The sequence below is a fragment of the Enterobacter sp. EC_64 genome (assembly GCF_019584165.1).
Classification (GTDB): Bacteria; Pseudomonadota; Gammaproteobacteria; order Enterobacterales; family Enterobacteriaceae; genus Enterobacter; species Enterobacter roggenkampii.
On record NZ_VDAS01000003.1, the window covers coordinates 228,213 to 241,118 of the forward strand.

General features: G+C 54.9%; 15 protein-coding genes. 14 read left to right on the top strand and 1 reads right to left on the bottom strand.

Annotation, left to right across the window (positions count from 1 at the left end; genetic code table 11):
• Positions 1 to 2 precede the first annotated feature (2 nt).
• The 13 genes from yceG to FHC52_RS04125 all read left to right on the top strand — a co-directional run bounded on the left by yceG (position 3) and on the right by FHC52_RS04125 (position 11,527).
• On the top strand, positions 3 to 1,025 hold the full coding sequence (yceG, locus tag FHC52_RS04065; RefSeq protein WP_220419924.1) for a cell division protein YceG: 1,023 nt from the start codon (positions 3 to 5) through the stop codon (positions 1,023 to 1,025).
• On the top strand, positions 1,015 to 1,656 hold the full coding sequence (gene tmk / locus FHC52_RS04070; RefSeq protein ID WP_220419925.1) for a dTMP kinase: 642 nt from the start codon (positions 1,015 to 1,017) through the stop codon (positions 1,654 to 1,656). The genes yceG and tmk overlap by 11 nt, the downstream gene beginning before the upstream one ends.
• A complete protein-coding gene (gene holB / locus FHC52_RS04075; protein WP_032651331.1) occupies positions 1,653 to 2,657 on the top strand; it encodes a DNA polymerase III subunit delta' in 1,005 nt (334 codons plus the stop codon). Before tmk ends, holB begins: the two co-directional genes overlap by 4 nt.
• Positions 2,658 to 2,667: 10 nt before the next feature.
• On the top strand, positions 2,668 to 3,462 hold the full coding sequence (locus FHC52_RS04080; protein ID WP_008500789.1) for a metal-dependent hydrolase: 795 nt from the start codon (positions 2,668 to 2,670) through the stop codon (positions 3,460 to 3,462).
• Between the two features lie 297 nt (positions 3,463 to 3,759).
• Positions 3,760 to 5,193 carry a PTS glucose transporter subunit IIBC gene (gene ptsG / locus FHC52_RS04085; protein ID WP_008500788.1) on the top strand — a complete coding sequence of 478 codons (1,434 nt, stop codon included), beginning with the start codon at positions 3,760 to 3,762 and terminating at the stop codon, positions 5,191 to 5,193.
• A gap of 246 nt (positions 5,194 to 5,439) precedes the next feature.
• The gene (gene hinT / locus FHC52_RS04090; RefSeq protein ID WP_008500786.1) at positions 5,440 to 5,799 is read left to right on the top strand and encodes a purine nucleoside phosphoramidase; all 360 of its coding nucleotides are present in this window, start codon (positions 5,440 to 5,442) and stop codon (positions 5,797 to 5,799) included.
• Between the two features lies 1 nt (position 5,800).
• Entirely contained in the window at positions 5,801 to 6,175 is a 375-nt protein-coding gene (locus FHC52_RS04095) for a YcfL family protein (protein WP_008500785.1), read from the top strand.
• 10 nt (positions 6,176 to 6,185) lie between these two features.
• Positions 6,186 to 6,833: a penicillin-binding protein activator LpoB gene (lpoB, locus tag FHC52_RS04100; protein WP_008500784.1), complete on the top strand. Its 648-nt coding sequence runs from the start codon at positions 6,186 to 6,188 to the stop codon at positions 6,831 to 6,833.
• Entirely contained in the window at positions 6,814 to 7,626 is an 813-nt protein-coding gene (gene thiK, locus FHC52_RS04105; protein ID WP_126289429.1) for a thiamine kinase, read from the top strand. Before lpoB ends, thiK begins: the two co-directional genes overlap by 20 nt.
• Before the next feature lie 23 nt (positions 7,627 to 7,649).
• Positions 7,650 to 8,675 carry a beta-N-acetylhexosaminidase gene (gene nagZ / locus FHC52_RS04110; protein ID WP_025911802.1) on the top strand — a complete coding sequence of 342 codons (1,026 nt, stop codon included), beginning with the start codon at positions 7,650 to 7,652 and terminating at the stop codon, positions 8,673 to 8,675.
• A gap of 34 nt (positions 8,676 to 8,709) precedes the next feature.
• A complete protein-coding gene (ycfP, locus tag FHC52_RS04115) occupies positions 8,710 to 9,252 on the top strand; it encodes an alpha/beta hydrolase YcfP (RefSeq protein ID WP_032674535.1) in 543 nt (180 codons plus the stop codon).
• A gap of 237 nt (positions 9,253 to 9,489) precedes the next feature.
• Positions 9,490 to 10,794, top strand: a complete 1,305-nt coding sequence (locus FHC52_RS04120) for an NAD(P)/FAD-dependent oxidoreductase (RefSeq protein ID WP_008500780.1) — start codon at positions 9,490 to 9,492, stop codon at positions 10,792 to 10,794.
• Between the two features lie 193 nt (positions 10,795 to 10,987).
• Positions 10,988 to 11,527 (top strand): glycine zipper 2TM domain-containing protein, encoded by a 540-nt coding sequence (locus FHC52_RS04125; protein WP_008500779.1) that lies wholly within the window; start codon positions 10,988 to 10,990, stop codon positions 11,525 to 11,527.
• A 59-nt stretch (positions 11,528 to 11,586) separates the two neighbouring features.
• Here the strand turns inward: FHC52_RS04125 and FHC52_RS04130 are convergent, their stop codons facing one another.
• Positions 11,587 to 12,222: a TetR/AcrR family transcriptional regulator gene (locus tag FHC52_RS04130; protein ID WP_126289431.1), complete on the bottom strand. Its 636-nt coding sequence runs from the start codon at positions 12,220 to 12,222 to the stop codon at positions 11,587 to 11,589.
• Positions 12,223 to 12,466: 244 nt separating this feature from the next.
• On the opposite strand from FHC52_RS04130, the gene bhsA reads away from it, so the two are divergent.
• The gene (bhsA, locus tag FHC52_RS04135; protein WP_008500777.1) at positions 12,467 to 12,724 is read left to right on the top strand and encodes a multiple stress resistance protein BhsA; all 258 of its coding nucleotides are present in this window, start codon (positions 12,467 to 12,469) and stop codon (positions 12,722 to 12,724) included.
• The last annotated feature ends 182 nt before the right edge of the window (positions 12,725 to 12,906 follow it).

Sequence of the window (12,906 nt, forward strand, 5' to 3'; positions counted from 1 at the left end):
TCATGAAGAAAATGTTGCGTTTTGTCCTTCTCCTTATTATTGCGCTGGGCATTGCTGGCGGAGCGGGAGTATGGAAAGTCCGCCAGCTGGCGAACAGTAAAATCTTGATTAAAGACGAGACGATTTTTACCCTGAAAGCCGGTACCGGGCGGATGGCGCTGGGCGAGCAGCTTTACGGGGATAAAATCATCAACCGTCCACGCGTGTTCCAGTGGTTATTGCGTATTGAGCCTGACCTATCTCACTTCAAGGCTGGTACCTACCGCTTTACGCCCGGCATGACCGTCAGAGAGATGCTGCAACTGCTGGAAAGCGGTAAAGAAGCCCAGTTCCCGCTGCGTTTTGTCGAAGGGATGCGCCTGAGCGATTACCTTAAACAGCTGCGCGATGCGCCTTATATCAAACATACCCTGAAAGATGACAGCTATCAGACGGTGGCCGACGTGCTTAAGTTTGAGCATCCTGAATGGGTGGAAGGCTGGTTCTGGCCGGATACCTGGATGTACACCGCAGGCACGACCGATGCGGCGATTCTGAAGCGGGCGCACAAAAAAATGGTCGCCGCCGTGGATGCCGCCTGGGAAGGGCGAATGGATGGTTTACCTTATAAAGATCAAAATCAGTTTGTTACCATGGCCTCGATTATCGAGAAAGAGACCGCCGTTGCTGCTGAACGCGATCGGGTGGCGTCAGTATTTATCAATCGTCTGCGCATTGGTATGCGCCTGCAAACCGACCCTACCGTCATCTACGGCATGGGAGAGAACTATACGGGCAAGATTTCCAGAAAAGATCTGGAAACGCCAACGGCGTATAATACCTACGTGATTAGCGGTTTACCGCCTGGCCCGATTGCCACGCCGAGCGAGGCTTCTCTCACAGCCGCCGCGCACCCGGCGAAAACACCGTATCTCTATTTTGTGGCTGATGGAAAAGGGGGGCATACCTTTAACACCAACCTTGCCAGCCACAATCGCTCTGTTCAGGACTATCTGAAGGCACTTAAGGAAAAAAATGCGCAGTAAATACATTGTCATTGAGGGACTCGAAGGAGCGGGTAAAACCACTGCCCGCAACGTAGTGGTGGACACGCTGAAATCGCTTGGCGTCGCCGACATGGTCTTCACCCGCGAGCCGGGCGGTACGCAACTTGCGGAGAAACTGCGCAGCCTGGTGCTGGATATTAAATCCGTTGGCGACGAAGTTATCACTGACAAAGCCGAAGTGTTGATGTTCTACGCGGCGCGCGTACAGCTGGTTGAGACGGTGATCAAACCCGCGTTGGCCGAGGGTAAATGGGTGATCGGCGATCGCCACGATCTGTCGACTCAGGCCTACCAGGGCGGGGGACGCGGTATTGACCAGACGATGCTGGCAACGCTGCGCGATGCCGTACTGGGTGATTTTCGCCCCGACCTGACCCTCTATCTGGATGTTACGCCGGAAGTGGGCCTCAAACGCGCCCGCGCGCGCGGCGAGCTGGACCGCATTGAACAAGAGTCCTTTGATTTCTTTAACCGCACCCGTGCGCGCTATCTTGAGCTGGCGGCACAGGATAGCGCTATTCGTACCATCGATGCGACGCAGTCGCTGGATGACGTCACGCACAACATCCAGCAGACCGTTACGCAGTGGGTAGAGGAGCAGCAGGCATGAAATGGTATCCATGGTTGCGTCCGCACTTTGAGCAGCTGATCGGCAGCTATCAGGCGGGGCGGGGGCATCATGCGTTACTGATTCAGGCATTGCCAGGGATGGGGGATGAGGCGTTAATTTATGCCCTCACCCGTTTTCTGATGTGCCAGCAGCCGGAAGGGCACAAAAGCTGTGGTAAGTGCCGCGGCTGCCAGCTGATGCAGGCGGGCACACATCCTGACTACTACACCCTTGAGCCTGAGAAGGGCAAGAGCGCGCTGGGTATTGATGCCGTGCGTGAAGTCAGTGAAAAATTGTACGAACATGCGCGCCTGGGTGGCGCTAAGGTCGTCTTGCTCAAAGACGCCACCCTGCTGACCGAGGCGGCGGCTAACGCTCTGCTTAAGACTCTTGAAGAGCCGCCGGAAAAAACGTGGTTTTTCCTCTCGTGCCGCGATCCGGGACGATTGCTGGCGACGTTGCGCAGCCGCTGCCGTCTTCATCACCTTGCGGTGCCTCAGGAATCATGGGCGCTGAGCTGGCTGGAGCGAGAGGTGACAACGTCACCTGAAAGTGCGCTGTCCGCCTTGCGCCTGAGTAGCGCCGCGCCCGCGGCGGCGCTGGCCTTGCTGCAACCTGACGTCTGGTCACAGCGAGAAGCGCTCTGCCGGGCCGTTGAAGCGGCGCTGAATAACAACGACTGGCTAAGCTTACTCCCGACACTTAACAGCGATAGTGCCGTTGAGCGTCTGCACTGGCTGGCCGCGTTGCTGCTGGATGCCCTTAAAATTCAGCAAGGGGCAACGCTGCTGACTAACCCTGACGCGTGGCCACTGGTGAGTACGCTGGCGAACCGCCTCTCCGGCGCGATTCTTCACGCGATGCTTCATGAAGTTTGCCAGAGCCGCGAACAGCTTTTAACCGTGACGGGTCTTAATCGCGAGCTTTTACTGACCGACCAGTTACTGCGTATTGAACATTACCTGCAACCCGGCGTCACACCGCCAGTTTCCCATCTCTGAGAGAGACATTATGTTTTTAGTCGACTCACACTGCCATCTTGATGGCCTGGATTATCAATCCCTGCATAAAAACGTGGATGACGTGCTGGAAAAAGCCGCTGCCCGCGATGTGAAATTCTGCCTTGCGGTGGCGACGACGCTGCCGGGTTATCGCACCATGCGTGAGCTGGTGGGCGTTCGCGACAACGTGGTGTTCTCCTGCGGCGTGCATCCGCTGAATCAGGACGAGGCGTATGACGTTGAGGAACTGCGCCGACTGGCAGCAGAAGAGGGCGTGGTGGCGATGGGGGAGACGGGCCTGGACTATTTTTACACGCCGGAAACGAAACCGCGGCAGCAGGAGTCCTTCCGCCATCATATCCGCATTGGCCGCGAACTGAACAAGCCGGTCATTGTGCATACCCGTGATGCGCGTGCCGATACCCTGGCGATCCTTCGGGAAGAAAACGTGACGGATTGCGGTGGCGTACTACACTGTTTCACAGAAGACAGAGAAACGGCGGGTAAACTGCTTGATTTAGGGTTTTATATTTCGTTTTCCGGGATCGTGACGTTCCGTAACGCTGAGCAGCTCCGGGATGCCGCGCGTTATGTTCCGCTCGATCGCATTCTGGTGGAGACAGACTCTCCGTATCTGGCCCCGGTACCGCATCGCGGTAAAGAGAACCAACCGGCGATGACGCGAGACGTGGCTGAGTACATGGCCGTACTGAAGGGGGTCAGCATCGAAGAGCTGGCCCGCGTGACCACGGAAAACTTCTCAACGCTGTTCCATATTGACCCCGCCCGCCTGCAATCTGTCTGATACACCTGTTTTTTTTAGGCTCGTAATTAATAAATAAAACGAGTAAAGTTCACCGCCTCATTTGGGGCGGTGAGGGTGTTTTTAGACACATCCGGACATGCTTTTTGTAAATAACTGAAAGTTTTTCGACCGCCTTAAGCTGAAACGTGATAGCCGTCAAACAAACTCAGAGGGAATTATTTTACTCTGTGTAATAAATAAAGGGCGCTTAGATGTCCTGTCCACGGCACGGTACTCCCCCCGGGCCAATGCGTGAAAGCGTAAAAAAAGCACAAATACTCAGGAGCACTCTCAATTATGTTTAAGAATGCATTTGCTAACCTGCAAAAGGTCGGTAAATCGCTGATGCTGCCAGTATCCGTACTGCCTATCGCAGGTATCCTGCTGGGTGTCGGTTCTGCTAACTTCAGCTGGCTGCCAGCCGTAGTGTCCCATGTGATGGCCGAAGCAGGCGGTTCTGTCTTTGCTAACATGCCACTGATCTTCGCGATCGGTGTGGCTCTGGGCTTCACCAATAACGACGGCGTATCTGCGCTGGCTGCAGTGGTTGCTTACGGCATCATGGTGAAAACCATGGCTGTGGTTGCGCCGCTGGTTCTGCATTTACCGGCAGAAGAGATCGCCGCGAAACACCTGGCGGACACCGGTGTTCTGGGCGGTATCATTTCCGGTGCGATTGCAGCGTACATGTTCAACCGCTTCTATCGCATCAAGCTGCCTGAGTACCTGGGCTTCTTCGCGGGCAAGCGTTTCGTTCCGATCATCTCTGGTCTGGCAGCGATTTTCACTGGCGTGATCCTGTCCTTCATCTGGCCACCAATCGGCTCCGCTATCCAGACCTTCTCTCAGTGGGCTGCTTACCAGAACCCGGTTGTGGCGTTTGGTATCTACGGCTTCATCGAGCGTTGCCTGGTGCCATTCGGTCTGCACCACATCTGGAACGTTCCATTCCAGATGCAGATTGGTGAATTCACCAACGCAGCAGGCCAGGTATTCCACGGCGATATCCCACGTTACATGGCGGGTGACCCAACTGCAGGTAAACTGTCTGGTGGCTTCCTGTTCAAAATGTACGGTCTGCCAGCAGCGGCGATTGCTATCTGGCACTCTGCTAAGCCAGAGAACCGTGCAAAAGTGGGCGGTATCATGATCTCCGCAGCGCTGACCTCGTTCCTGACCGGTATCACCGAGCCGATCGAGTTCTCCTTCATGTTCGTTGCGCCGATCCTGTACGTTATCCACGCGATTCTGGCGGGCCTGGCGTTCCCAATCTGTATTCTGCTGGGTATGCGTGACGGTACGTCCTTCTCTCACGGTCTGATCGACTTCATCGTTCTGTCCGGTAACAGCAGCAAACTGTGGCTGTTCCCAATCGTGGGTGCGTGCTATGCCGTTGTTTACTACACCATCTTCCGCGTGCTGATTAAAGCACTGGACCTGAAAACCCCAGGCCGTGAAGATGCGACAGAAGACAGCAAAGCTGGCGCGACCAGCGAAATGGCTCCGGCACTGGTTGCCGCGTTCGGCGGTAAAGAGAACATCACTAACCTGGACGCGTGCATCACTCGTCTGCGTGTGAGCGTTGCCGACGTCGCGAAAGTAGACCAGCCGGGTCTGAAAAAACTGGGCGCAGCGGGCGTGGTTGTTGCAGGTTCTGGTGTACAGGCAATTTTCGGTACGAAATCCGATAACCTGAAAACCGAAATGGATGAATACATCCGCAACAACTAAGCTGTGACCTGGGGAGACTAAGGCAGCCTAATGGCTGCCTTTTTTATTTCTGTCTTAAAAAAATGCAGCAGCACGCTTTAACGGTCACTCTTCGTTCAGCTGATGAACATTCAGGAAAGAAATCGAGGGAGGAGGTTGAAAGGACAGGAGAAACTCGCTCATACTCTTGAATTGTGTCACGCACTCAACCAGAGCGTGTGTTAACAGCAATTGCTCGCGCCAGATTAAACAAAAAAGGAAAAGGTCATGGCTGAAGAAACGATTTTCAGTAAAATTATCCGTCGCGAAATCCCGTCGGATATCGTCTATCAGGATGAACTGGTAACGGCTTTCCGGGATATTTCCCCTCAGGCCCCGACGCACGTCCTTATCATTCCCAATATTCTGATTCCGACCGTAAACGACGTAAAAACCGAGCATGAAGTGGCGTTAGGTCGTATGCTGACGGTGGCCGCGAAAATCGCTGAACAGGAAGGCATTGCAGAAGACGGTTACCGTCTGATCATGAACTGCAACCGTCATGGTGGTCAGGAAGTTTATCATATTCACATGCATCTGCTGGGTGGACGTCCTCTGGGGCCGATGCTGGCACATAAAGGTCTTTGATATGCGTAAAGGGCGTATTGCAGCGCTGGTATTGACGATGATGATTGTGGGGTGCAGCTCGCGCCCGGCGATCCCCGTGAACGATGAACAGACGCTGGTGATGGAATCCTCCGTGCTTGCCGCGGGCATCACGGCGCAACAACCCGTGCTGACCATCAGTGAAATCAATTCATCTGCCTCCTCTACCCTCTTTAATGAAAGACATGAACCCGTGACGGTCCACTACCGTTTTTTCTGGTATGACGTAAGAGGTCTTGAAATGCATCCGCTGGAGGCGCCGCGCAGCGTCACCATTCCGGCCAGATCGTCGGTAACGCTCTATGGCAGCGCTAACTATCTGGGTGCGCATAAGGTGAGACTTTATCTTTATCTCTAAGGGGTGAACCTTGATTAAAAACTTGAGCCGCTATGCGCTCGTGACAGCTTTCGCGCTGTTCCTGGCGGGGTGTGTGACCCGAACTGAACAGCCAGCGCCTGTGGAAGAGGCGAAACCGGGCACTGAACAGCCGACACAGCCAACGCAGCCGCAGCCAACCGTGCCGTCTGTGCCGTCTATTCCGTCACAGCCTGGCCCGATTGAGCATCCAGACCAGACGTCACAGCCCACGCCGCGCGTGCGCCATTACGACTGGAACGGCGCAATGCAGCCCATGGTCGGCAAAATGCTGCAGGCACAGGGCGTGACGGCAGGCAGCGTGTTGCTGGTTGATAGCGTGAACAACCGTACCAACGGTTCGCTGAACGCGGGCGAAGCGACGGAAACGCTGCGCAATGCGCTGGCAAACAACGGTAAGTTTACGCTGGTCTCGGCTCAGCAACTCGCGGTAGCCAAACAGCAGCTGGGCCTGTCGCCGCAGGATAGCCTCGGCACACGCAGCAAGGCGATCGGCATTGCCCGTAACGTTGGCGCACAGTATGTGCTGTACTCTAACGCCACCGGTAACGTGAATACACCGGCCCTGCAGATGCAGCTGATGCTGGTTCAGACAGGCGAAATTATCTGGTCAGGTAAAGGTGCGGTTACGCAACAATGACAGCACGCGTGAAGAGATTCTGACGCGCTATTTTCCTCAGTACCGCCTTATCGCGCCGCAGGCCCACTCCGGGCTTGGCGGCGCGAGTTGCATTATAGCGCAGGGCGAACGACGTCTGGTCTTGCGGCAACATCACGACCCCTATTCGCCTGCCTCCCATTTCCGTCGTCAGTTTCGCGCCCTGAGGCGCCTTCCGTCAGATCTCGTGCCTGCCCCCCGTTTTTTCAGAGAGGGCTGGATGGCAGTCGACTATCTGGACGGTGACGTTAAAAGCGCGCTGCCGGACACGCCGGCGCTCGCGGCAATGCTGTATCATCTGCACCGGCAGCCACGTCTGGGATGGCGAATCACGCTATACCCGCTGCTTGAACGCTACTGGCAGCAGGCCGCGCCTGACAGACGCACTCCAGTGTGGCTGGCACATCTCAGGCGGTTGCGTAAAGCAGGCGAGCCGCAGCCGATTCGGCTATCGCCGCTGCACATGGATGTTCATGCCGGAAATATTGTGCATACGGCAGAGGGCATCAGGCTCATCGACTGGGAATACGCCGGAGATGGCGATGTGGCGCTGGAGCTGGCGGCAGTCTGGACGGAGAGTGACGACGCGCGGCAGACGCTTATCAGGAACTACGCCGAGGTGGCGCACATTGACGCCGACGCGCTGAGGCGTCAGGTCAAACGCTGGCGGCCATGGGTCGTCATGTTAATGGCTGGCTGGTTTGAAATGCGCTATCAGCAGTCAAGAGACAAACATTTTATTGCGCTGGCAGACGATGCCTGGCGTCAGTTATAAACGAAAGGATAAGAGAGGTGGATGTGGGTCCAGTCATGTTGGATGTAGAAGGGTTTGAGCTGGATGCGGAGGAGCGTGAAATTCTGGCGCATCCGCTGGTGGGGGGCCTGATCCTGTTTACCCGCAACTATCACGATCCGGCGCAGCTGCGTGAGCTGGTGCGCCAGATCCGCGCCGCGTCGCGCAACCATCTGGTGGTCGCCGTCGATCAGGAAGGCGGACGCGTGCAGCGTTTTCGGGAAGGGTTTACCCGTCTGCCGGCGGCCCAGTCTTTTGCCGCGCTGCTCGGCACGGAAGAGGGCGGGACACTGGCGCAGGAGGCCGGCTGGCTGATGGCCAGCGAAATGATTGCCATGGATATCGACATCAGTTTTGCCCCGGTGCTGGACGTGGGGCATATCAGCGCCGCCATTGGCGAGCGCTCGTACCATGACGATCCGCGCATTGCGCTGGCCATGGCGACCCGCTTCATTGACGGCATGCACGATGCCGGGATGAAAACCACCGGGAAACACTTCCCTGGCCACGGGGCGGTGACGGCGGACTCGCATAAAGAGACCCCGCGCGATCCGCGCCCGGAAGCGGAAATTCGCGCCAAAGATATGTCGGTGTTCAGGTCGCTTATCACCGACAACAAGCTGGATGCCATCATGCCTGCGCACGTGATTTACAGCGACGTTGATCCGCGTCCTGCCAGCGGCTCTCCGCACTGGCTGAAAACCGTTCTGCGTCAGGAGCTGGGCTTCAATGGCGTGATTTTCTCTGACGATCTATCAATGGAAGGGGCGGCGATTATGGGCAGCTACGCTGAACGCGGTCAGGCGTCGCTGGATGCAGGTTGCGATATGATCCTGGTCTGCAATAATCGTAAAGGTGCCGTTAGCGTGCTGGATAACCTGTCGCCGATCAATGCAGAGCGTGTTACACAATTGTATCATAAAGGTTCATTTAGCCGTCAGGAGCTGATGGATTCGGCGCGCTGGAAGACGGTCAACGCCCGGCTTGAAGACCTGAATGAGCGCTGGCAGGCACATAAAGCCAGCCTGTAAACCCTCCCGGAAGGCGTAGCGTGGTGAGAAGACGATGATCATCTATTTACACGGTTTTGACTCAAACAGTCCTGGTAATCATGAGAAGGTGCTGCAGCTGCAGTTTATCGATCCGGATGTCCGGTTGATCAGCTACAGCACGCGCCATCCGAAGCATGATATGCAGCACCTGCTCAAAGAGGTGGACAAGATGTTGCAGCTCAACGTCGACGATCGGCCGTTGATTTGCGGCGTGGGGCTGGGCGGCTACTGGGCAGAGCGGATTGGCTTCCTGTGTGACATCCGTCAGGTGGTATTCAATCCCAACCTTTTCCCGAACGAAAACATGGAAGGCAAAATCGACCGCCCGGAAGAGTATATCGATATTGCGACCAAGTGCGTCAGCAATTTTCGGGAGAAAAACCGTGACCGCTGCCTGGTGATCCTGTCGCGTAACGATGAGGCGCTCAACAGCCACCGGGCGGCAGAACTCCTGCATCACTACTATGAAATTGTCTGGGACGAAGAACAGACCCACAAGTTCAAGAACATCTCCCCGCATCTGCAGCGCATCAAAGCCTTTAAAACGCTGGGCTAAACCACAGCCTGCCACTTCAGAAACCCGGTCGCGAACGCGCACCGGGTTTCTTTTTGTCCAGAATTGTCTACTTTTAAGCCATCAAAACTTGATGCATATCAATTTTGGTATGACCAATGCGCCGGACGTGGTATTCTCAATGCACCTGAATGGTTTCAGTGCTGTAACCTGTTGTTAATTAAGGGTTATTTTTATAACTTTTAATTAACAATTGGTTAATAATTTGAGGGGGTCACGTTGACTACGCCATTGAAAAAGATAGTGATTGTAGGCGGTGGTGCTGGCGGGCTGGAGCTGGCGACACAGTTGGGTAAGAAGCTGGGGCGCGGTAAAAAAGCCAAAATCACGCTGGTGGATCGTAACCACAGCCACCTGTGGAAACCGCTGCTGCACGAAGTAGCGACCGGCTCTCTGGACGAGGGCGTGGACGCGCTCAGCTATCTGGCACATGCGCGCAACCACCATTTCCAGTTCCAGCTGGGCTCGGTGGTGGACATCAACCGTGAAAGCAAAACCATCACTCTGGCAGAACTGCGTGATGAAAAAGGGGAGCTGTTGGTTCCTGAGCGCAAGCTGCCGTACGACACCCTGGTCATGGCGCTGGGCAGTACCTCCAACGACTTCAACACGCCGGGCGTGAAAGAGCACTGTATCTTCCTCGATAACCCGCACCAGGCGCGTCGTTTCCATCAGGAAATGCTGAACCTGTTCCTGAAGTACACCAGCAATATGGGTGCGAACGGTAAGGTCAATATCGCCATTGTCGGCGGCGGTGCGACGGGCGTTGAGCTGTCCGCTGAGCTGCACAATGCGGTGAAGCAGCTGCACAGCTACGGTTATAAAGGGTTAACGAACGAAGCGCTGAACGTCACGCTGGTCGAAGCCGGTGAACGCATTCTGCCTGCGCTGCCTCCGCGTATTTCCGGTGCGGCGCACAATGAACTCACCAAGCTGGGCGTGCGGGTGCTGACGCAGACCATGGTGACCAGCGCCGACGAAGGCGGCCTGCACACCAAAGACGGCGAGTATATCAAAGCGGATCTGATGGTCTGGGCGGCAGGTATCAAAGCGCCTGACTTTATGAAAGATATCGGCGGCCTGGAAACCAACCGCATTAATCAGCTGGTCACGGAGCCAACGCTGCAAACCACGCGTGACCCTGAAATCTTTGCTATCGGTGACTGTGCCTCCTGCGCCCGTCCTGAAGGTGGATTCGTGCCGCCGCGCGCCCAGGCTGCACACCAGATGGCAAGCCTGGTCCTGCACAACATTCTGGCGCAGTACAAAGGCAAGCCAATGAAGGCCTATGTTTACAAAGACCACGGTTCTCTGGTGTCTCTGTCAAACTTCTCAACCGTCGGCAGCCTGATGGGCAACCTGATGCGCGGCTCGATGATGGTAGAAGGGCGCATTGCCCGCTTCGTGTACATCTCCCTGTACCGTATGCACCAGATTGCGCTGCACGGCTACTTCAAAACCGGGCTGATGATGCTGGTGGGCAGAATCAACCGCGTGATCCGTCCGCGTCTGAAGCTGCACTAATCTTTCACTCCCTCCGGGCTCTCCGGAGGGAGTTTTTAGCATTTCATGCTGTAGATCACAGTTTGACTGCTTCAGAGTTCTCCTAAATAGAATATATCTCCTCGCTATGCCCCTTTTTTGATCCTTTATCTGATTGGCGAAGCCGTGCCTCCATTGCAAAATTGTTACCAATAGCAACAAAGGAGGAAGTCCCGTGAATAAATCAATGTTGGCGGGTATAGGGATTGGCGTCGCGGCTGCGTTAGGTGTGGCTGCCGTTGCCAGTCTCAACGTATTAGACCGCGGCCCGCAGTATGCGCAGGTGGTTTCTGCTACACCGATTAAAGAAACGGTAAAAACGCCTCGTCAGGAGTGCCGTAACGTCTCCGTGACGCATCGTCGTCCGGTGCAGGATGAAAACCGTATCGCCGGTTCTGTTCTGGGTGCGGTAGCGGGTGGCGTGATTGGTCACCAGTTTGGCGGCGGCCGGGGTAAAGATGTGGCGACCGTGGTCGGCGCGCTGGGTGGCGGCTATGCCGGTAACCAGGTGCAGGGCGCGATGCAGGATAACGATACCTACACCACGACTCAGCAACGCTGCAAAACCGTCTATGACAAGTCGGAAAAAATGCTGGGTTATGACGTGACGTACAAAATTGGCGATCAGCAGGGCAAAATCCGCATGGATAAAGACCCGGGCACGCAAATTCCGCTCGATGGAAATGGCCAGCTGGTTCTGAATAACAAAGTGTAAAAAAGATGTTCTCTGAATTTAGCTCCTCATGCGCTCAGGCTGAGGAGCTTTTTTTTGCTTCAGATTTTGAGTAGCTCAGGCCACAGCCGCAGCGTGGTGTCGCTAATAATCTGCAGTTTTTCCAGCGTTGCCCCTTCACGAGCGCTGATCGACATCCCCTGCAAAATACAGCTCAGGTATTGCGCCAGCAGCTGAGGGTTGCACTGTGCAGGGATTTCATCGCGCTGCTGCCGCTGAGCCAGAAAGGCGCTCAGCGTCTCCTCCTGCATGGCATGACGCGATTTCACCGTATTGGCAATCTCTTTCGAGGATGCCGCCAGGGTGGCAGAGGTGTTAATCATAAAGCAGCCCGCAGGCGTGTCCTTACTGGTGAAGCAGGTCGCGACGGCGGTGAAGTAATCCCGAAGCGCCTGTTCGACGCTTTTCTCTTCACAAAACAGCTGGGCTTCGTGTTTCGCCGCAAAGCGCGAAATGTATCTGTCCAGCACCGCCCTGAACAGCCCCTCTTTATTGGTAAATTCGGCATAGAGCGTCGGCGCTTTGGCGCCGGTGGCTTCTACCAGATCGGAAAGCGAGGTTGCTTCATACCCATGTTGCCAGAAGAGAGTCATGGCCTTATCAAGCGCTGCATCCCTGTCAAACACTTTTGGTCGGCCACGGCTTTTCTTTGCACAACTCGTGACGTCGGTTGTCATGTGCCGTTGGTCCTCTGTTGGTTTGTTGAATGACCATTATAAAAATAAACGCAAGTCACCACCAGCGCTGAATGCTAAAAAATAAATTAATCATATGAGTATGAAAAATAACGACTTTAAAATTAAGTTAACGACCATTATAAAATTATGTTGACGTGTGAGATGGATCACATTTATGATTTACCTATCGATCGTTAACTAAATAGCTAACGACCTCCAAATTCATCTGCTAAAGGTAAACATCATGAAAAACGTAAAAACCCTCATCGCTGCTGCTGTCCTGAGTTCACTCTCTTTCGCAAGCTTTGCGGCTGTACAGGTACAGTCCACCCCGGTCGATCAGCATAAAGTCGGCACGATCTCTGCCTCTGCCGGGACTAACCTGGGTTCACTGGAAGATCAGCTGGCGCAAAAAGCGCAAGAGATGGGTGCAAAATCTTACCGCATCACCTCTGTGACCGGTCCTAACACCCTGCACGGCACCGCTGTCATCTACAAATAAGCCGGGCATAAACCCTCATTTATGCCACTGCAATAAAAAACGCCCTGCTTAGCAGGGCGTTTTTTTATTGTCATCCCTAAACCACCTCCTGGGGAGGTGGTGATTGATCCTGTAAGGCTATAGCCTGAAGAATGCCCATGCCGGAATATCTCTTCTTACTCACCACAAGTAAAAGGAGACAG

Bases quoted from the DNA above. Each gene is read 5' to 3' on its own strand.
- yceG (WP_220419924.1), top strand. From the start codon at position 3: ATGAAGAAAATGTTGCGTTTTGTCCTTCTCCTTATTATTGCGCTGGGC.
- tmk (WP_220419925.1), top strand. From the start codon at position 1,015: ATGCGCAGTAAATACATTGTCATTGAGGGACTCGAAGGAGCGGGTAAA.
- holB (WP_032651331.1), top strand. From the start codon at position 1,653: ATGAAATGGTATCCATGGTTGCGTCCGCACTTTGAGCAGCTGATCGGC.
- FHC52_RS04080 (WP_008500789.1), top strand. From the start codon at position 2,668: ATGTTTTTAGTCGACTCACACTGCCATCTTGATGGCCTGGATTATCAA.
- ptsG (WP_008500788.1), top strand. From the start codon at position 3,760: ATGTTTAAGAATGCATTTGCTAACCTGCAAAAGGTCGGTAAATCGCTG.
- hinT (WP_008500786.1), top strand. From the start codon at position 5,440: ATGGCTGAAGAAACGATTTTCAGTAAAATTATCCGTCGCGAAATCCCG.
- FHC52_RS04095 (WP_008500785.1), top strand. From the start codon at position 5,801: ATGCGTAAAGGGCGTATTGCAGCGCTGGTATTGACGATGATGATTGTG.
- ycfP (WP_032674535.1), top strand. From the start codon at position 8,710: ATGATCATCTATTTACACGGTTTTGACTCAAACAGTCCTGGTAATCAT.
- FHC52_RS04130 (WP_126289431.1), bottom strand. From the start codon at position 12,222: ATGACAACCGACGTCACGAGTTGTGCAAAGAAAAGCCGTGGCCGACCA.
- bhsA (WP_008500777.1), top strand. From the start codon at position 12,467: ATGAAAAACGTAAAAACCCTCATCGCTGCTGCTGTCCTGAGTTCACTC.